Origin of the sequence: Streptomyces sp. CoH27 (genome assembly GCF_020181035.1) — a bacterium.
Taxonomy (GTDB): domain Bacteria; phylum Actinomycetota; class Actinomycetes; order Streptomycetales; family Streptomycetaceae; genus Streptomyces; species Streptomyces camelliae.
Genome location: NZ_JAIQYY010000035.1, coordinates 449 through 19,420, shown reverse-complemented (window position 1 = coordinate 19,420; position 18,972 = coordinate 449). Strand labels below are relative to the sequence as shown.

Annotated in this window: 13 protein-coding genes and 1 pseudogene; 2 read left to right on the top strand and 12 right to left on the bottom strand. The window is 72.5% G+C overall.

Translation table 11 applies throughout. The features are described from left to right. Positions 1–30: 30 nt before the first annotated feature. From LE548_RS38740 to LE548_RS38695, 10 genes are all read right to left on the bottom strand, one after another. Positions 31–2,685 (bottom strand): MFS transporter, encoded by a 2,655-nt coding sequence (locus LE548_RS38740; RefSeq protein WP_225101744.1) that lies wholly within the window; start codon positions 2,683–2,685, stop codon positions 31–33. Positions 2,686–3,071: 386 nt separating this feature from the next. Continuing rightward, positions 3,072–3,629: a hypothetical protein gene (locus tag LE548_RS38735; RefSeq protein WP_225101743.1), complete on the bottom strand. Its 558-nt coding sequence runs from the start codon at positions 3,627–3,629 to the stop codon at positions 3,072–3,074. A 220-nt stretch (positions 3,630–3,849) separates the two neighbouring features. Continuing rightward, positions 3,850–6,255 (bottom strand): SWIM zinc finger family protein, encoded by a 2,406-nt coding sequence (locus LE548_RS38730; RefSeq protein ID WP_225101742.1) that lies wholly within the window; start codon positions 6,253–6,255, stop codon positions 3,850–3,852. A 155-nt stretch (positions 6,256–6,410) separates the two neighbouring features. Further along, a complete protein-coding gene (locus LE548_RS38725) occupies positions 6,411–9,257 on the bottom strand; it encodes a DEAD/DEAH box helicase (RefSeq protein WP_225101741.1) in 2,847 nt (948 codons plus the stop codon). Positions 9,258–9,363: 106 nt separating this feature from the next. Further along, positions 9,364–9,945 (bottom strand): sugar kinase, encoded by a 582-nt coding sequence (locus LE548_RS38720; RefSeq protein ID WP_225101740.1) that lies wholly within the window; start codon positions 9,943–9,945, stop codon positions 9,364–9,366. Next, positions 9,942–11,087, bottom strand: a complete 1,146-nt coding sequence (locus tag LE548_RS38715) for an ROK family glucokinase (RefSeq protein ID WP_225101739.1) — start codon at positions 11,085–11,087, stop codon at positions 9,942–9,944. The genes LE548_RS38720 and LE548_RS38715 overlap by 4 nt, the downstream gene beginning before the upstream one ends. Positions 11,088–11,228: 141 nt before the next feature. Beyond that, positions 11,229–11,999: an ATP-binding cassette domain-containing protein gene (locus LE548_RS38710; protein WP_225101738.1), complete on the bottom strand. Its 771-nt coding sequence runs from the start codon at positions 11,997–11,999 to the stop codon at positions 11,229–11,231. Beyond that, on the bottom strand, positions 11,996–13,036 hold the full coding sequence (locus LE548_RS38705) for an ABC transporter permease (protein ID WP_225101737.1): 1,041 nt from the start codon (positions 13,034–13,036) through the stop codon (positions 11,996–11,998). The genes LE548_RS38710 and LE548_RS38705 overlap by 4 nt, the downstream gene beginning before the upstream one ends. After that, positions 13,033–14,037, bottom strand: a complete 1,005-nt coding sequence (locus tag LE548_RS38700; RefSeq protein WP_225101736.1) for a sugar ABC transporter substrate-binding protein — start codon at positions 14,035–14,037, stop codon at positions 13,033–13,035. Before LE548_RS38700 ends, LE548_RS38705 begins: the two co-directional genes overlap by 4 nt. A 164-nt stretch (positions 14,038–14,201) precedes the next feature. After that, a complete protein-coding gene (locus LE548_RS38695; RefSeq protein WP_225101783.1) occupies positions 14,202–14,951 on the bottom strand; it encodes a GntR family transcriptional regulator in 750 nt (249 codons plus the stop codon). Positions 14,952–15,069: 118 nt separating this feature from the next. Between LE548_RS38695 and LE548_RS38690 the strand changes: the two genes are divergently transcribed. Then, positions 15,070–16,092, top strand: coding sequence for a Gfo/Idh/MocA family oxidoreductase (locus LE548_RS38690; protein ID WP_225101735.1), 1,023 nt, complete (start codon positions 15,070–15,072; stop codon positions 16,090–16,092). 51 nt (positions 16,093–16,143) lie between these two features. Here the strand turns inward: LE548_RS38690 and LE548_RS38685 are convergent, their stop codons facing one another. Further along, a complete protein-coding gene (locus LE548_RS38685) occupies positions 16,144–17,313 on the bottom strand; it encodes a cytochrome P450 (protein ID WP_225101782.1) in 1,170 nt (389 codons plus the stop codon). 156 nt (positions 17,314–17,469) lie between these two features. Between LE548_RS38685 and LE548_RS38680 the strand changes: the two genes are divergently transcribed. Continuing rightward, positions 17,470–17,865 carry a ribonuclease gene (locus LE548_RS38680; RefSeq protein ID WP_225101734.1) on the top strand — a complete coding sequence of 132 codons (396 nt, stop codon included), beginning with the start codon at positions 17,470–17,472 and terminating at the stop codon, positions 17,863–17,865. A gap of 207 nt (positions 17,866–18,072) precedes the next feature. Here LE548_RS38680 and kgd read toward each other — a convergent pair. After that, positions 18,073–18,972, bottom strand: a pseudogene (kgd, locus tag LE548_RS38675) (multifunctional oxoglutarate decarboxylase/oxoglutarate dehydrogenase thiamine pyrophosphate-binding subunit/dihydrolipoyllysine-residue succinyltransferase subunit); the annotation flags it as partial.

The following is an 18,972-nucleotide window of genomic DNA, read 5'->3' as shown; positions in this document are numbered from 1 at the left end:
TGGGGCGCGGGCGCCGGTGGGGGCCAGGTGCTACCGGGACCCGTCCTCGTGGGCCAGCTCGACGTCGAAGTCGGTCGCGCCGCCGCCGTCCAGGCACAGGGACGCGGCGACCGGTGCGTAGCCGCTGGCGATGACGGTGTACTCGCCGCCGTCCAGGTCGGTGAACCCGTAGGCGCCGTCCGCGCCGGTGATCGCGGTGCCGACCACGTTGCCGGCCGAGTCCAGCAGCGTGACCTTGGCCTCGTCGAGCGGCGTACCGGCGGCGGTGCTGACGACGCCGTTCAGCCGGGCGCTCGCTTCGAGGCGGATCTCGTGGACGTCCGCGGCTCCCGGGGCGACGTCGACGGGGACGGCGGCCGGGCGGTGTCCGGGCGCGTTCACCACGAGGGTGTAGCTGCCGGGGACCAGATCGGCGAGGTGGAAGCCGCCGTCGGCGGCCGAGGTCCCGGAGGACACGACCTCGCCGCGCACGTCGGTGGCGACCAGCAGGGCTCCGCTCAGCGGCTGCCCGTCGGCGGCGGCCCGGACGGACCCGGTGAGGGCGACGGTGCCGCTGAGCGCGAGGTCGCACTCGACCGGTTCCTCGCCGACGACCACGGTGACGGCCTGCGGCTGCCGGGCACCGGCGGCGGCGATCAGGACGTAGGTGCCGGGACCGGTGGCTGCCACCGCGTAGGCGCCGTCCGCGCCGCTGACGGCACGGCCGAGCTGCCGCCCGCCCACGTCGATCAGGGTGATCACGGCCTGCGGTACGGGAGCGCCTGCGCCGTCCAGCACCCGCCCACGCACGCCGTGGCGCGAGGCGTCGGCGACGGGTGCGAACCTGTCGGCCGCCGCGGCGACCTCGGACAGGCTCCCGGCGGATGCGGGTCCGGATGCGGATGCGGGTCCGGAAGCGGATGCCGGTCCGGCGTCGGTGGGCGTGGCCGCGGCCGGCCGCGCAACCGGCTCACCGCTCGGCTCACTGCCCGGCGCACGGCTCGGTTCCCCGTTGTTCTCGGCGGCCTGCGCCTCCAGTCCGGAGACCTTGCGCAGCGGGACCTCCTTGGTCCACAGCGCGACCAGGAAGCCCAGGACCATCACGCCCGCCGCGATGAGGAAGACGAGCTGCATCGAGTCGGTGAAGCCGACCTTGAACGGCTCGGCCAGGCGCGGGTCGAGCCGCTGGATGAAGGAGGAGTCGTCGAGCACGCCCGAGCCGCCGCCACTCGCACCGGGGTGCTTGAGCATCTCCAGCACCGGCGCGTTGGCGGGGTCGGCGCGCACGGCCGGGTCCTGCAGTGCGGCCTGAAAGGCGGGCGTGTGCGCCGCGGCCCGGAAGGCCGAGCTGATCTTGTCGCCGACGCTGCTGAACAGCACGGAGAGGAAGATCGCCGTACCGGCGGTGCCGCCCATCTGCCGGAAGAAGGTGGCCGACGCGGTGGCCACGCCCATGTCCTTGGGCTCGACGTCGTTCTGCACGGCCAGCGTCAGGATCTGCATGCAGCCGCTGAGACCGATGCCGAACAGCGCCATGTAGGCCATGGTCTCCGGCAGTGCCGTGTTCCACTGCACGCGGTAGTGGAACAGCAGCATGGCGGCGACCAGCAGAAGGGTGCCGATGACGGGGAAGACCTTGTACTTGCCGGTCTTCTGGATGATCTGCCCGACCACCATGGTCCCGGCGATCATGCCGACCATCAGCGGCAGCATCAGCAGACCGGACTTGGTGGGGCTGACCCCCTTCACGATCTGCAGATACAGCGGGACCATCATCATCCCGCCGAACATGCCCATGCCGATGAGTACGGACAGCAGGCTCATCTTGCTGAACACCGCGCTGCGGAACAGCCGCATCGGGATCAGGGCCTCCTCGCCCATGGCCCGTTCGACCAGTACCCACACGATCAGGCCGGCCACGCCGACGCCGTAACAGGCGTAGGCCTTGGCGGAGGTCCAGCCCCAGCTCTGGCCCTGCTCGGCCACGAGCAGCAGGGGTACGACGCCGATGGCGATGGTGAGCGCGCCCCACCAGTCGATGCGGTGCTCGCGCCGGGTGTGCGGGAGGTTCAGCACCTTCGCGACGACGAACAGGGCGACGATGCCGACCGGCACGTTGACCAGGAACACCCAGCGCCAGCCCGCGATGGCCAGGATGCTGCTGCGGCCCGCGAGGAAACCGCCGATCAGCGGGCCGAGCACGCTGGAGGAGCCGAACATCGCGAGCATGTAGCCCTGGTAGCGGGCCCGCTCGCGGGGCGGCACGATGTCACCGATGATCGCCAGCGCCAGCGACATCAGGCCGCCGGCGCCGATGCCCTGGAAGGCCCGGAAGGCGGACAGCTCCGTCATCGAGGTGGCGAACGAACAGGCCGCCGAGCCGGCGATGAAGATCGTGATGGCCGCGAGGAAGAAGGGCTTGCGGCCGTAGAGGTCGGACAGCTTTCCGTACAGCGGTGTGCTGATGGTGGAGGTGATCAGATACGCGGTGGTGACCCACGCCTGCGCGCTGAGTCCGTGCAGATCGTCGGCGATCGTACGGATCGAGGTGCTGACGATGGTCTGGTCGAGCGCCGCGAGGAACATCCCCAGCATCAGGCCGCTGAGGATCGTCATGATCTGCCGGTGCGTCAGTCTGCCGGCCGGTGGTGGCGACGCGGATATCTCTGCGGTTCCCCCGCGGGCCGGGGACGCTGACATGGTCATGCGTACGAATCTCCTTGCCTCGCCTCACCCCCGGGCACTGCCCGGCTCCGAGGCTCGTGTTCACGCGGTCCACCAGGTCGTCGTGGGGGTGCTGTGCCGGACCCCGACCGAGGGCGAGCACACGGCTCCCTCACGACCTTCCCGACGGCCCGTGCCGATCATCACTCACGTTCCGTTGCTTGCGGCTACCAACTGAGTGTAGATCCTGGCGGGGGCAGGCTCTATCACACATGTCCGATCAGCCGGATGTCCGATTACCGGGATGTCCGGTGGTCCGCCGTGGATGTCATGACGTCGTGGATGTTCCGGTCGCCTTGGATGTCCGTCGGCGGATCTCCGATCGCCTCGATGCCCGGTCCACCGGTGTCGGGTCGCAGACGTCGGCCTCAGGGCAAGGCCAGCCAGCCGATCACTCCGGCCACGCCGAAGACGGCGACCCCGATGCCGCACACCAGCAGCAGCCGCTTCAGCAGCCGGCCGGCCCCCGGCGACCACAGCGCCGCGCCGATCCGGCCGGCCAGCCGGGGCATCACAGTGGAAAACGCGGCGCACAAGGAGGCCAGGCCGGCGACGGCCGCGACGACGCAGACGCAGATCCCCGCCAGCCGCCCGGCCGTCGGCGCGACCCCGACAAGGTGGCAGTGGCCGCTCGCGTCCTGCTGGACCGGCAGGGCCGTCCCCACCTTGAACGACTCGCCGATGGAGGCGGACGGGTCCGTCACCCGGTGATCGTCGGAGCGGAAGACGCCGAAGCAGTCGGTGTGGCGCTGTTTGCCGGTGCCGGTGGTCTCGCAGGCGGTTATCTGCAGCAGCCCCGGGGTGCCGGACATCCGTGTGGAGTACTTCAGCCCGTCGGCGAGACTCACGGCGCCGCCGATCCCGAGGCCGCTGAACAGCACCCCGACGAACAGCATGAACAGCACCGTCCAGACGCGGCCCAGCACTGTCCTGGGTGTGCTCCGGGTCCGCACCCGCTGTCTTCCCGCCCTCACCGGTGTCACGTCTCCCCCGCCTCCCCGATGCCGATCCGGCCGGTCATGATGCCACCAGCCCCCGGGCGCCCACGCCCCGCCCCGGCCCACCACACCGGACCCCCACAGTTCGCACGAGGCTCTGCGCACCGAGCGGAGCGGGTAGGGCTTCCGTGGGACGGACTGGAACGGACTAGAGGTCGGCCGGGGTGCCGAGGCCGGTCAGGGCGCCCACCGGGTCGAGGTCCGGGGTGCCGCGGGGCCACCAGTCGTCGTGGCCGGGCTCGGACTCGTAGGCGTACCACAGGCCGTCGCGTCCGAGGCGGAGCTGGACATGACCGTGCGGGTGGGTGAGGTGGTTGCGCCAGGGGCGGAACGCCGGGAGGTCGGCGGCGAGCAGTTGCGGGCGGGCCCGGTCGAAACGGCCGGCCGGCGGGTCCCACGGCTCCTCCAGGACCTCCAGTCCTGCGGAGCCGCCCTGCCGCCAGGCCGCGACGGCACGCGCGAGGTCCGTCGGGGTGCGGCCGGCGGCCGTGGCGAGCGTGGCGTAGAGAGTGCGGGTGGCGGCCGTCAGGCCGGAGCCGGGGCGGGCCGCGGCGAGGCGCACCGCGTCCTGCCACAGGGTCAGCTCCCCCACCGGGTCCCGGCCGGTGCCGAGCAGCGCGTGCGCCCGGGCGGCGGCGTCGGTCGCGAGCTGGTCCAGCGCGAAGGGGTCCGGACCGCCGGGCGCCGCCGGATACACCGGCGGCTGCTCGGGATGCGGCGGCAGCGGCAACGGCGCGGGCAGCGGCGGAAGCGGGCGCGGAGCGAGGGCATCGGCGGCGCGCACGCCCGGCAGCGCCTGCGGCTGCCGCTCCTGGGCGGCACGGGCCGCGCGCGCGGCGCTGCGCCGGGACAGCGCGTCGAGCAGATCCTTCTCGCCCCGGCCGCGCAGCAGGAGCAGCACGAACGGGTCGGCGTCGAGCAGCCGGGCCGTCTGGTAGCACAGCGCGGCGGCGTGCTTGCAGGGGTGCCCGGCGTCGGGACAGCTGCACCGCGGGGCGAGGTCGCCGGGGCCGGGCAGCAGCGGCACACCGCAGTCGGCCAGCGACTGGGGCAGCTCCCTGTCGAGCAGCGCGGCGATGTGCCCCGGCCGGTCGGCGGCCGCGTCCAGGAAACGCTCCCAGTCCTCGCCCTCCAGCGTGCGGACCCGCACCTGCACCCGGTACGGCCGCGGCCGGCTCCCGCGCACGTACGCCAGCACGAGCCCCGGTGTCACGGTGATCGCGTCGACATGCCCCTGGTCGGCATACCCCCGGCCCCGCGCCACCCGCTTGGCATCCAGCGCCCCCTGCTCCAGCGCACCCACCCACGCGTTCCCCCACCAGGTCCCGGCGAACGACACGCCTTCCGCGGTGGCCGCACGGGGCGCGAACGCGGGGAAGGTGCGGCGCAGTTCGGTGTCGCGGTGGGGGGTGGCCATGGTGGCGGGGAGGTACCGGGACGAGGGCGCGGGGTGGCCCGCCTCGGTGGGGTCGGAGGGGACCGCGGAACGGTTCGGGGACGGCGACGCGGGGGAAGGCCGGTCCGCTTCGGCGGCGCCCGCCGGGGTGGCGGACAGGAGCAGGGGCACCGACGCGGAGGAAGGACGGCCCCGGTCGCTGAAATCCGTCGGGGACACCGACGCGGGAGAAGGACTATCCCGGTCGGTGAGGTCGGTCGTGGCGCCGGACCGAGGGACGGCGGCCACCGGCTCGGGAGAAGAACGCTCCCGGTCGGTGAGGTCGGTGCCGGACAGCGGGACGGCCACCGGCTCGGGAGAAGAACGGTCCCCGTCGCGGGCGTCCCTCGGGGTGGCGGACAGCCGCGCCCGCACCGACGCGGACGAAGAACGCTCCCGGCCGGCGGACATGGCGGGAGCGGGGACGGAGGGCGCCCCGTCCGGGTAGGCCTGGCCGGCGGAGCCTGCGTCGGTGTCCGGGGTGCCGCTCTCGTCCTCCGGGGTGTCGGACCAGGCCGGCATCCGGAAGGCGTTGGTCAGGAAGTGCCGCATCTCCTGGGCGGCCTTGACACGGGCGGCCCGGGACCCCGCCCCGGAGGCAGGCGATGTGTGCGGCACCGGGTCGGCGGAGCCGCCGGTCGCACGCGACCCACGCCGGGTACGCGGCTCGGTCGTCCGCTTGCCGCGTACGGCGGCCTCGCCCGCCTCCGCCTCGGCCCGCGACGCCTCCCGCCGCGCCGCCCGCAGCGCTTCCCGGGCCACGTCGCCGGGCCGCCCGCCCGGCACGGCGGTGGGACGAGAGGGGTTGCCGTCCTGGGCCGGCGCGCCGGCGTCGGCAGGTGCGGCGACCGAGGCCCGCAACGCCGCACGCGCCGCGTCGGCGGGCCTCGGCTCGGTACGCGCAGCAGATCCCACCGCGGGGTCGGCCGTGCACAGCGGAACGCGCACCGCACCGCCGGGGCTCGACTCGTGGTCGGCCGGGCACTCCATGTCGGCGTCTGCCGGGGTCTCCGGCGCCGGCACCGCACCACCCGGCCCCGGGTCACCGCCGGTCACGCCCTCCGATACGTGGACCCCGCCGTCACGATGCGACTCACCGCCCGTCACGGCCTCGCTCACTCCCTCCCCCACCTGGGGCGCAGCCTCAGGCGATGCCTCCTCGGGCGTGGCTCCAGGCGCTGTCTCGCGTGTGGCCTCGGCCCGTGCCCGTGCTGCGCGCAGAGCCTGGCGGGCCGCGTCGGCGGGGCGTGGGGTGGGGTGCTCCGGGGGGAGGGTCATGGGGTCCTCCGGAGGGAGACGAGGTCGGACAGCTCGCGGTCGGTCAGTTCCGTGAGGGCCGCCTCGCCGGAGCCGAGGATGGCTTCGGCCAGGGCCCGCTTGGCCGCCAGCATCTCGGCGATGCGGTCCTCGACCGTGCCCTCGGTGACCAGGCGGTGGACCTGGACGGGCTGGGTCTGGCCGATGCGGTAGGCACGGTCGGTGGCCTGCTCCTCGACGGCCGGGTTCCACCAGCGGTCGAAGTGGATGACGTGACCCGCGCGGGTGAGGTTCAGGCCGGTGCCCGCCGCCTTCAGGGACAGCACCAGGACCGGGGTCTCGCCGTCCTGGAAGCGGTCGACCATGCGCTCGCGCTCCGGCACCGGCGTACCGCCGTGCAGGAGGTCCACCGGGATCGCGCGGGCGGACAGGTGGGCCGTGATGAGCCGGGCCATGCCGACGTACTGGGTGAAGACGAGCGCCGAGCCGTCTTCGGCGAGCAACGTGTCCAACAGCTCGTCCAGCAAGGCGAGTTTGCCTGAGCGTGCGGACAGGCGGTCCGGACGCGTCTCCTCCTTCAGGTACAGCGCGGGGTGGTCGCAGATCTGCTTCAGGGCGCCCAGCAGCTTCAGGACCAGGCCCCGGCGGGCGATGCCCTCGGCGGTCTCGATGGCGAGCATCGACTCGCGCACCACCGCTTCGTAGAGGGCGGCTTGTTCGCGGGTCAGCGGCACGGGGTGGTCGGTCTCGGTCTTGGGCGGCAGCTCGGGGACGATGCCGGGGTCGGACTTCTTGCGGCGCAGGAGGAAGGGGCGGACCAGGCGCGCGAGGCGCTCCACGGCTTCCTCGTCCTCGCCGTTCTCCACCGCTCGCGCGTGCCGGGCGCGGAAGGACTTCAGGGGGCCGAGGAGGCCGGGGGTGGTCCAGTCGAGCAGGGCCCACAGTTCCGAGAGATTGTTCTCCACCGGGGTGCCGGTGAGGGCCACGCGCGCGGGGGCCGGGATCGTGCGCAGCGCCTTGGCCGTGGCCGAGTAGGGGTTCTTCACGTGCTGGGCCTCGTCGGCGACGACCATGCCCCAGGGCTGTTCGGCGAGCCGCGCGGCCGTCGAGCGCATCGTGCCGTACGTCGTGAGGACGAAGCCGCCCGCCAGGCCGTCCAGGGTGCGGTCCTGGCCGTGGAAGCGGCGGACGGGGACGCCGGGCGCGAACCGGGTGATCTCCCGCTGCCAGTTGCCGAGCAGGGACGCCGGACAGACGACGAGGGTGGGCTCGGTGCGGGCCCGTTTCAGGTGCAGGGCGATGAGGGTGACGGTCTTGCCGAGGCCCATGTCGTCGGCGAGGCAGCCGCCGAGGCCGAGGGAGGTCATGAGGTCGAGCCAGGCGAGCCCGCGCAGCTGGTAGTCGCGGAGGGTGGCGGCCAGCCCCGCGGGCGGGTCCGCCGGGTGCAGGCCCGCCGTGAGGCGGTCGCGCAGGGTGGCCAGGGCGCCGACGGGGACCGCCTCGACGCTCTCGCCGTCGACCTCGGCGGTGCCGGTGAGCGCCACGGACAGCGCGTCGACCGGGTCGAGGAGGCCCAGTTCGCGTTTGCGGGCCTTGCGGACCAGCGCCGGGTCGACGAGGACCCAACGGTCCCTGAGCCGTACGACCGGACGGTGGGCCTCGGCAAGGGTGTCCATCTCGGCCTCGCTGAGCGGGTCGCCGCCGAGCGCCAGCTGCCAGCGGAACCGGAGCAGGTCCTCGCTCTCGAAGAACCCGGTGCCGTCGGTCGCCGAGCCGGGCGCCGGGCGGACCACGGCGGCGGCCGTCAGATCGCGGGCGAGATCGCGCGGCCAGTGCACGGCGACTCCGGCGGCGGCCAGCCGGGCGGCCGCGGCGCCGAGCAGCTCGCCCAGCTCCTCCTCGGACAGGGCGAGCACGTCGGGCACGTCCTGCTCGGCGAGCCGGTCCAGGGGCGCCCACACGCGGGCCGCGCGCCGCACGGCGAGGGCGGCGTCCACGCGCGCGCGGGGGCCGAACGCCGCGTCGGCCTCCCCCGCCCACAGGGCCGCCGCGTCGGCCACCAGGGTGGGGTCGGCGAGGCTGTGCACCTGCACGATCGCCGCCCCCGCGGCCCGCGCACCCTCGTCGGCACCGGTGTCGAAGACGTCGTACGCGGACAGGTCCAGGCGCAGCGAGATCCGCACGCCCGCGTCCATGCCGGCGGCGACCTCGGCCGCCCACGCGTGGGCCTGGGGCAGGGCCACGGGCTCCCGGGCGGCGAAGGGCCGGCCGGCGGTGAACGGGGCGGCGGGGGTGCGGGGCAGGGTGTCGGCGACCGCGTCCAGGAAGGAGCGGACGAGGGCCTCCGGCTCGGGCAGCCGCAGCGGGCCGGGGCCGGTGAGCGGCACGGCGTGGCCCTCCGGGGGCAGGGCCGCGGCCACCGCGCGCAGGTGGGCGATGTCGTCCGGCTCCAGCGGGCCGGCCCGCCAGGCGTCGTGACCGGCCGGGGTCAGGCCCGGCAGCAGCCGGCCGCGGGCGACGAGTCGCAGCGCGTGCAGTGCGGCGGCGCCCCAGCAGGCCGTCGCCGGGTGGGCGGCCGGGTCGCGGCGGGCCCGGACCAGCAGGGGCAGGGCCGTGGCGAGCGGCAGGGTCAGCGCGGGGACCTGCCGGCGGCGCACGCCCCCGCCATGGCGTCGTACGACGGTCAGCTCGTCGGTGTCACCGGGGCCGGGCAGCGGGCCGCCGTCCGGGTCCCAGAAGGCGATGCGGCCCTCGCGCGGCAGGGGCGCGGGCAGATAGACGGAGGCGAGGCGCGCCGGGACCGGGCTCCCGGTCTCCCCGGAGCCCTGCGTGCGCGCGGCCACCGCGGCCGTGCCTGCGCTCATACGTCCTGCCACCTCCCGCCCGTGTGCCGGATCAGACGTCTTCGACTGTACGGGCGGGGTCTGACAATCGGCCCCGGACACCGGCCGGGGCCCACGGTCACGGCGCTTACGGCACCGTGCGCGAGACGACGTACACCATCGGGTTGGCCGGGTCGTGCATGTTCACGACCACGTCCTGGGTGGGCGCCGGGTTCTTCTGCTCGTGGGTGAGGCCCCACCAGGGGCCGGTGCCGGTGAAGTGCCAGCCGCTGACCTTCTGGTCGCGGGCGCTGACGGTGATGTCGCCCTTCTTCAGCTCGTCCTGGCGGGCGCCCATGGACTGCAGGAAGGCGTCCAGGCCGGCCGCGTTGGTGCGGAACTGCACGTAGAGGCGGCTGGTCTTCCAGTTGTTCGTCTCGTAGGCGGCGACGGAGTCGGCGGGGTGCGGAACGGTCACCTGGTAGAGGCGGCGCTGCACCTTCGACGGCCAGCCCGGGGTGAGGCCGGTCGCCGCGTACTTCGACTCCTTGTCCTTGCCGCTGTTGCGGCTCTGGTTGGCGGAGATCACCAGGTAGCCGGCCGGGACGCCGATCAGCAGGACGATGATCAGCAGGGTCAGCGCCCGGCGCCTGGCCTTGTGCCGCGGGTCCTCGGCGGGCCGCCGCGGCTCGTCCGGCGGGCCGCCCTGGTGGGGCAGCGACGGGGTCATACGGTGTCCCGGTCGCGGCGGGCCTGGGCGTAGCGCTCGTAGCGCTCGTAGCGCTCCACCCGGCGGCGCTTGGCGCGGCGGAACCGGCGCGCGACCAGCCGGGCGAGGTCGGCGGCGCCGACCATGCCGGCCTCGGGGCCGAGCTGGGCGCGGGTGATGCGGGCCTCGGGGCGGTAGCCGCGGCCGGTGAGGTGGCGCTTGAAGGCGTCCCGGGCGGGGCCGATGAGCAGATCGTCGGCGGCCGAGACACCGCCGCCGATGACGAAGCAGGAGGGGTCGAGGGCGGCGGCGAGGTTGGCGATGCCGACGCCGAGCCACTGGCCGATGTCCTGGAGCAGCTCCACGCACATGGCGTCGCCGTCACGGGCCAGCTCGGTGATCATCGGGCCGGTGATGTCGTCGATGTTGCCCTTGACGTGCTCGATGATCCCGTAGGCGACCGGGGAGTCGGCGGCGGCCAGCTCCTTGGCCTCGCGGACCAGGGCGTTGCCGGAGCTGTACTGCTCCCAGCAGCCGCGGTTGCCGCACGGGCAGCGGTGCCCGCCGGGCACGACCTGCATGTGGCCGAACTCGCCCGCGACGCCGTACTTGCCGCGCTTGACCTGGCCGTCCTCCAGGATGGCGCCGCCGATGCCGGTGCCGAGCGTGATCATGACGAGGTGGTCCTCGCCACGCCCCGCGCCGAAACGCCACTCCGCCCAGGCGGCGGTGTTGGCGTCGTTGTCCACGAGGACCGGCACGGACAGCCGGCCGCTCAGGCGGTCGCGCAGCGGCTCGTTGCGCCAGGACAGGTGGGGGGCGAACAGGACGCGGTTGCGGTCGGCGTCGACCCAGCCGGCGGCGCCGATGCCGACCGCGTGCACGTCGTGCCGGTCGGACAGGTCCAGGACCAGTTCGACGATGGTGTCCTCGACGACCTTGGGGCTCTTGGACTTGTCCGGGGTCTCCGTGCGGAGCTTCTCCAGGATGTTGCCGTCGGCGTCCACGACGCCCGCCATGACCTTGGTGCCGCCGATGTCGATCCCCACCGTGGGCACCCGGGGTGCGGTCAGGTGGGAGCGGCGCTCGCGGGTGCCCACGGTACGCAGGACCGGGGCGCGGCGGGAGCCGATGGGGGCGGTGAGGTCGCGGTAGGTGCTCATCGGGCTCGATTCTGCCGCACGCTCACGCTGAGTGCTGCGCGGGGCAGGGGGAGGGGGTGCGCGATCGTTGCCGGGTGCGGGTGCGGCGTGGCTTGTCGCGCCCACGCGGCGGAGCCGCATGTCGGCACAGCCCCGTACCCCTCAGCTGCGTTGCAGTTCATGGCGTAGCGCGTCCAGGTCGGATCCCCCCGCCATCTGCTGGGTCAGCTCGTCCAGCGTGATCTCGTCCCGTGTGTGATTGCCCACCATCGTGCCGCGCCTCAGCAGGACGAAACGATCGCCCACCAAGTACGCGTGATGCGGGTTATGGGTGATCAAGACAACGCCCAGGCCCTCGTCCCGTGCTGCCGCCACATACTTCAGCACCACCCCGGACTGCTTCACCCCCAGCGCCGCCGTCGGCTCGTCCAGGACCAGGACCTTCGCGCCGAAGTGGACCGCGCGGGCGATGGCCACGCACTGGCGTTCGCCGCCGGAGAGGGTGCCGATGGGCTGGTCGACGTCGCGCAGGTCGATGCCCATGCGCAGCAGGGCCTCGCGGGTGGTGCGGCGCATGAGGTCGATGTCCAGGCGCTTGACGGGTCCCCTGCCCTTGCGGGGCTCGGAGCCGAGGAAGAAGTTGCGCCACACCGGCATGAGGGGGACCACCGCCAGGTCCTGGTAGACCGTGGCGATACCCCGGTCCAGGGCCTCCCGCGGGGAGGAGAGGGTCGTCTCCTCCCCCTCGATGCGCAACGTGCCGCCGTCGTGCCGGTGCAGGCCCGCGACGATCTTGATCAGAGTGGACTTGCCGGCTCCGTTGTCGCCGAGGACGCAGGTGATCTCGCCGGAGTGGACCTCCAGCGAGACGCCTTCCAGGGCGCGGACGGTGCCGTAGTGCTTGCTGACGTCGGTCAGCTCGACGAGAGTCACGTGGTCGCCTCCGCGCGCTTCTTGACCCAGGCGTTGAGCAGGGTCGCGAGGAGCAGCATCGCTCCGAGGAAGAACTTGAACCAGTCGGGATTCCACTCGGCGAAGACGATGCCCTTGCTCGTCATGCCGAACAGGAGGGCACCCACCGCCGAGCCGATCGCGCTGCCGTAGCCGCCGGTGATCAGGCAGCCGCCGATGACGGCCGCGATGATGTAGATCAGCTCGTTGCCGACGCCCTCCCCGGACTGGACGGAGTCGAACGAGAAGAGCAGGTGCTGGCCGGAGATCCAGGCGCCGAACGCCACGCCCATGTAGAGGCCGATCTTGGTCCTGGCGACGGGGACGCCGACCGCGCGGGCCGCGTCCTCGTTGCCGCCGACCGCGAAGATCCAGTTACCGGCGCGGGTGCGCAGCAGGATCCAGGAGGCCACGGCCACCAGGGCGAGCCACCACAGGATCGTGACCTTGAAGCCGACCCCGCCGATCGTGAGGGTCGAGGCGAAGACGGCGTGGGCGGCGGGGAAGCCCTCCATGTCGCCGATGGTCTTCGTCGACACCGTGCCGTCGATCAGCTTGGTGAAGCCGAGGTTCAGGCCGGTCAGCATCAGGAAGGTGCCGAGCGTGACGATGAAGCTGGGCAGCTTGGTGCGGGTGAGCATGAAGCCGTTGAAGGCGCCGATGGCCAGGGTGACCAGCAGGGACACGCCCACGCCGACCCAGGTGTTCGCCGTCATCTGGTAGCTGAACATCGAGGAGACCAGCGCCGAGGACGTCACCAGGACGCCGGCCGACAGGTCGAACTCGCCGCCGATCATCAGCAGCGCGACCGGTACGGCCATGATGCCGATGGTGGAGGAGGCGTACAGGACGGTGCTGAGGCTGGCGGCATGGAGGAAGCCGTCGGCGGCGAAGGCGAAGACACCGAAGACGGCGAGCGCGCCGACCACCGAGCCCAGCTCCGGCCGGGCGAGCAGCTTCTTCAGCGGCGAGGTCTGCAGAATCCTTTCATCAACCGCTTTCTCCGTGGCGGTGCTCATCGGGTGCCCCGCTCGGTGTACGCGGCGAGCGCGGCCGCCTGGTCCTTGGTGATGATCTGCGGGCCGGTCAGCACCGGCCTGCCGCCGCCGAGGACGTCGCCGTTGTACTTGTAGGCCCACAGCAGGTCGACCGCCTCGTAGCCCTGGAGGTACGGCTGCTGGTCCACGGCGAAGCCGAGGGTGCCGTCCTTGAGCTCGGCGGCGACCTTGGCGTTGAGGTCGAAGGTGTCGATCTCGGCTTTGCTGCCCGCGTCGCCCTTCGCCTTCACGGCGGTGTCGGCGTAGGGGGCACCGAGGGTGACGACGGAGTCGATGGACGGGTCGGCCTGGAGCTTGGCCTCGATCGCGGACTGCACGTCGGGCATGTCGGTGCCGTTGACGTAGACCTTCTGCAGTGTGCCGCGGAAGGTCTTGGCGACGCCGTCGCAGCGCTGCTCGTGGCCGACGTTGCCCTGCTCGTGCAGCACGCACAGGGCCTTCTTCTTGCCGCGCCTGGTCAGCTCGTCACCGACGGCCTCGCCGGCGATGGTCTCGTCCTGGCCGATGTGGGCGAGGGCGCCGAACGCCTTGGACTCCTCGGAGCCGGAGTTCACCGTGATCACCGGGATGCCGGCCTTCTCGGCGCGGGCCACGGCGGCCTTCATGGCGTCCGGCTTGGCGAGGGTGACGATGATGCCGTCGACCTTCTTGTCCACGGCCGCGTCGACCAGCTGCGCCTGCTGCTGGGCCTGGTCGTCGTGCGAGTACAGGAAGTTGATGTTGTCCTTGACGGCGGCCTGCCTGGCGCCGCTCTGCACGATGTCCCAGAAGGTGTCGCCGTCTCCCGAGTGGGTGATCATCGCGAAGGTCCAGCGCGGGGTGCTCACCGCCGCCCTGCCCTGGGCGGCCGCGGCCTTGCGGGCGTCCTCGGCCCGTTTGCCGCCGGTGCTGCTGCACCCCGTCAGGGACAGCGAGACCGCCCCTGCGAGGGCGATGACTGCCCAGGTCCGAAACCGTGCCACGAGGCCGTGCCCTTCTTGCCGTGTTCGTACGTACGCAAGGGGCCGGTGATCAGCTCAGCGGCCCCAAATGCTCCAGTATCGAACACCACGAACACTCATGACAGGGCAGGGGTGCGCCCAGCGGTCATATTGTCCGGACATTGCGACGAATCCGGAGGGGCTGGTCACGGCCGTACGAGCAGCTGGAACTCGAAGGAGTAGCGGCTCGGGCGGTAGGTGTGGTCGCCGTACTCGACGGCGCGGCCGGTGTCGTCGAAGGTGGTGCGCTGCATGGTGAGCAAGGGAGCGCCTTCGGCCTCGGCGAGCCGCTCGGCCTCGGCGGCCGTGGCGCCGCGGGCCCCGATGGACTGGCGGGCGCTGTGCAGGGTGATCCCGGCGGCGCGCATCAGCCGGTACAGGCCGGTGGCCTCCAGTTGGCCGGTCTCCAGGTCGAGCAGGCCGGTCGGGAGATGGTTGACCAGGTACGCCATCGGTTCGCCGTGCGCGAGACGCAGCCGCTCGATGCGGTGCACCTCGCCGCCCTCGGCGACGCCGAGCGCGGCCGCGACCGCGGCGGAGGCCGGTACGAGGGTGTTGACCAGGACCTTGGTCGCGGGGCGCTGACCGGCCGCCTCCAGGTCGTCGTAGAGGCTGCTCAGCTCCAGCGGGCGCTTGACCTGGCTGTGCACGACCTGCGTACCGACGCCCCGGCGCCGTACGAGCAGCCCCTTGTCGACGAGGGACTGGATGGCCTGGCGGACCGTCGGCCGGGACAGACCGAGCCGTGCGGCCAGCTCGATCTCGTTGCCCAGCAGACTGCCCGGGGTGAGGCTGCCGTGCTCGATCGCGGCCTCCAGCTGCTGGGACAGCTGGAAGTACAACGGCACCGGCGAACTCCGGTCCACATGGAGGTCGAGCGCGACGGTCGGGTCCACATCTGGTTTCGGCACGGGCCCGAGCGTAGCCGCGTGACGGGTTGACGGGAAGTTGTGTAGTCCGATTGTCCGGACATACGCATTGACAGCGTGCGGGGTCCGCCCCCACTTTGTTTCCATGCGCATCGGGGTCATCGGTACGGGCCGCATCGGCACCCTTCACGCGAGAACGCTCAGCCGCCACCGTGAGGTCGGCTCGCTGATCCTGACGGACGCGGATCCCGCGCGGGCGCAGGAACTGGCGCACCGGCTGGGCGAGACGGCGGCGCCGGGGGTGGACGAGATCTTCACGTGGGGCGTGGACGCGGTGGTGATCACCACGGCGACGGCGGCGCACGCCGAACTGATCGGCCGGGCCGCCCGCTCGGGCCTGCCGGTGTTCTGCGAGAAACCGATCGCGCTCGACCTGCCGGGCACGCTGCAGGCCCTCACCGACGTCGAGACGGCCGGAACGATCCTTCAGATGGGGTTCCAGCGGCGCTTCGACGCGGGGTACGCCGGCGCCCGGGAGGCGGTGTCCTCGGGACGGCTCGGGCGGCTGCACACCGTACGGGCGATGACCTGCGACCCGTCCCCTCCCCCGGCCGAATGGCTGCCGCTGTCCGGCGGGCTGTTCCGGGACACGCTCATCCACGACGCCGATGTGCTGCGCTGGGTGACGGGCCGTGAGGTGACGGACGTGTACGCCGCCGGCTCGGACGCCGGGCCCGCACTGTTCCGCGAGGCCGGTGACGTGGCCACCGGCGCGGCCCTGCTCACCCTGGACGACGGCACGCTGGCGCTGGTGAGCGCGACGCGCCTGAACGGCGCCGGCTACGACGTCCGGATGGAGCTGGCCGGGGAGCGGGACACGGTCGTGGTGGGCCTGGACGACCGTACGCCGCTCGCGTCGACCGAGCCGACCGGGCCACCGCCCGCCGACAAGCCGTGGCCGGGCTTCCTGGAGCGCTTCGGGTCCGCCTACGAGGCCGAGCTGAACGCCTTCGTGGAGGTGGTGCGCGGCGAGCGCCCCAACCCGTGCGACGGCCATGAGGCCTTGCAGGCCCTGCGCATCGCCGAGGCCTGCGAGCTCTCACGCCGCGAACGCCGCCCGATCCGGCTCACGGAGATCCCGGACCGGACGCCGGCGTCGCGCGGCTGAGGCGGGGCCGCCGGTGGCCGAGGGGCCGTTACGGCTGGGCCGGGCCGCCGGTCACCACCGCACCGGGAGACTGCGCATCCCCCGGATCAGCAGCCCCGGGAGCCAGTCACCGGGGGTGCCGTCGAGGGTGAGGCCGGGGGCGCGGTTCAGGAGGGTGGCGAGGGCTGTGCGGGCTTCCAGGCGGGCCAGGGGTGCGCCGAGGCAGTAGTGGATGCCGTGGCCGAAGGCGAGGTGGCCGCGGGTGTCGCGGCGGATGTCGAAGCGGTGCGGGTCGGCGTAGCGCTCGTCGTCGTGCGCGGCGGCGGTGAGGCTGATCACCACGTGGTCGCCCCGGCCGATCGCCGCACCGGCGATCTCCAAGGACTCTGCCGCGAAGCGGTACGTGGCGGTGTGCACCGGCCCGTCGTAGCGCAGCATTTCCTCGATGGCCCCGTCCAGGAGGCTCATGTCGGCGCGCAGGGCGGCGAGTTGGTCCGGGTGGGTGAGCAGGGCGTGGACGCCGTTGCCGATGAGGTTGACGGTGGTCTCGTGGCCGGCGATGAGCAACAGGAAGGCCATGCCGCGCAGTTCCTGCGCGGAGAGCCGGTCGCCGTCCTCGGCGGTGGTGCGGATCAGGTCGCTGAGCAGGTCGTCGGTGGGGCCGGAGCGGCCTTTGTCCTCGATCAGCTCGGTGAGATACGCACCGAGCCGGACCACCGCCTCGTATCCCGTCTGTTCACTGGTCGGTGCGACCACCTCGTTCGACAGCGTGCGGAACTCCGCGCGGTCCATGGCCGGCACGCCGAGCAGTTCGCAGATGACGGTGATGGGCAGCGGGTAGGCGAGGGAGCCGATGAGGTCGGCGCGGCCGGCCGGGAGCATCTCGTCCAGCAGTTCGTCGGTGATCTGCTGGATGCGCGGGCGCAGTTGCTCCACCCGGCGCATCGTGAACGCGCGCGTGACGAGGCCGCGCAGGCGGGTGTGCTGCGGCGGATCGGTGGCCAGCAGATACTTGCCGATCATCTCCTGGTCCGGGTCGGTCACACCGATCTTGCTGGTGTCCTTGGCGAGCCGGAGGTCGGCGAGGGCCGCCCGCGCCTCGTCGTATCCGACGATCAGCCAGGCCGGGTCGTCCCAGCCCGGCAGCCGGACGCGGTGCACGGGACCCTGCTCGCGCAGCCGGGCGTACACCGGATGCGGATCCCTGATGAGCTGGTCCCCCAAGTCCCCCAGGTCGACCATGTGTTGCGTGTCCATCGCTCCCCTTCCGGACGGCCCGGAGGCCCGACGAAGGCCCCCACGCGCCAGGTTAACTTCTCGAAAACTCACCGGACTTGAAGGGATAATCTTCAAGTTTGTCGTTGACATGCCAACGTCTACGCGCGTCATCATGGGGGCATGAGATTCCCCCCACGCGCAACTCGCATCGGCGCCGCAGCCGCGCTCCTGTCCGCCCTCCTCGTCGGCGGCACTGTCTCCGCCACCACGGCGAACGCCGCAGCCGACTCGGCCGGCAGCATCTGCTACAGCGCCCTGCCGTCGCAGGCCCACGACACCCTGGACCTGATCGCCCAGGGTGGCCCGTACCCGTACTCGCAGGACGGCACCGTCTTCTCCAACCGTGAAGGCGTCCTGCCCAGCCAGCCGTCCGGCTACTATCACGAGTACACGGTGATCACGCCCGGTTCGTCCACGCGCGGCGCCCGGCGCATCGTCACCGGCGAGGCGTCCCAGGAGGACTACTACACCTCCGACCACTACGCCACCTTCAACCTGGTCGACTTCGGCTGCTGAGCCGGACGACAGGTCCCGGAAGAACTGCGGGACAGCAGTGACGCGATAGACATATCGCGGCAGGCGTACCCGAGTACCCGTGAGCCTCGCCCCGCGGCCGCCCCCCACCCCGGGCCGCGGGGCGAGCGGCGTCCTGGCCGGTGACGGGCCCGGTAGCGAGTACGAACTCGGCACCGGGCCCTGAGCGTCGGCTGAACCGCCGGAGGCTTACGCCTCGAAGACCTCACGCACCAGCTGTTCCTGCTCCGCCTGGTGCCGCTTGGCGGAGCCGACCGCCGGGGACGAGGAGTGCGGGCGCGAGATGCGCCGCAGCCGCTCGCCGGCCGGGATGTCGGCGCCGACCGCCAGGTCCAGGTGGTCGATCAGGTTGAGGGCGATGAACGGCCAGGCACCCTGGTTCGCCGGCTCCTCCTGCGCCCACAGGTACTTCTCGGCGTTCGGGTACTTGTTGACCTCCGCCTGGAGCTCGGCACCCGGCAGCGGGTACAGCCGCTCGATGCGGATAATCGCCGTCCCGGCAGCCGCAGCGTCCGTGACGCCGCGCTTGACCCGCTCGGCCTCCAGGTCGTAGTACAGCTTGCCGGCCACGAAGACGACCTTCTTGACCGCGGCCGGGTCCACCGTCGCGTCGCCGATGACCGGGCGGAACTGACCCGAGGTGAACTCCTCCGTCTTCGACGCGGCGGCCTTCAGACGCAGCATCGACTTCGGGGTGAAGACCACCAGCGGCTTGTGGTGCGGGTTGTGCACCTGCCACCGCAGGAGGTGGAAGTAGTTCGACGGCAGGGTCGGCATGGCGACCGTCATGTTGTTCTGGGCGCAGAGCTGGAGGAACCGCTCGACACGGGCCGAGGAGTGGTCCGGGCCCTGGCCCTCGTAGCCGTGGGGGAGCAGGAGCGTCACGCCGCTCGTCTGGCCCCACTTCTGCTCGGCCGCCGAGATGTACTCGTCGACCACCGTCTGCGCGCCGTTGACGAAGTCGCCGAACTGCGCCTCCCACATCACGAGCGCGTCGGGGCGGGCCAGCGAGTAGCCGTACTCGAAGCCCATGACCGCATACTCCGACAGCAGCGAGTTATAGACGTTCAGCCGGGCCTGGTCCTGCGA

Coding starts and splice junctions, on each gene's coding strand:
- LE548_RS38685 (WP_225101782.1), bottom strand. CDS start 17,313: ATGGTCGACCTGGGGGACTTGGGGGACCAGCTCATCAGGGATCCGCAT.
- LE548_RS38680 (WP_225101734.1), top strand. CDS start 17,470: ATGAGATTCCCCCCACGCGCAACTCGCATCGGCGCCGCAGCCGCGCTC.
- LE548_RS38705 (WP_225101737.1), bottom strand. CDS start 13,036: ATGAGCACCGCCACGGAGAAAGCGGTTGATGAAAGGATTCTGCAGACC.
- LE548_RS38715 (WP_225101739.1), bottom strand. CDS start 11,087: ATGAGCACCTACCGCGACCTCACCGCCCCCATCGGCTCCCGCCGCGCC.
- LE548_RS38690 (WP_225101735.1), top strand. CDS start 15,070: ATGCGCATCGGGGTCATCGGTACGGGCCGCATCGGCACCCTTCACGCG.
- LE548_RS38740 (WP_225101744.1), bottom strand. CDS start 2,685: ATGACCATGTCAGCGTCCCCGGCCCGCGGGGGAACCGCAGAGATATCC.
- LE548_RS38720 (WP_225101740.1), bottom strand. CDS start 9,945: ATGACCCCGTCGCTGCCCCACCAGGGCGGCCCGCCGGACGAGCCGCGG.
- LE548_RS38725 (WP_225101741.1), bottom strand. CDS start 9,257: ATGAGCGCAGGCACGGCCGCGGTGGCCGCGCGCACGCAGGGCTCCGGG.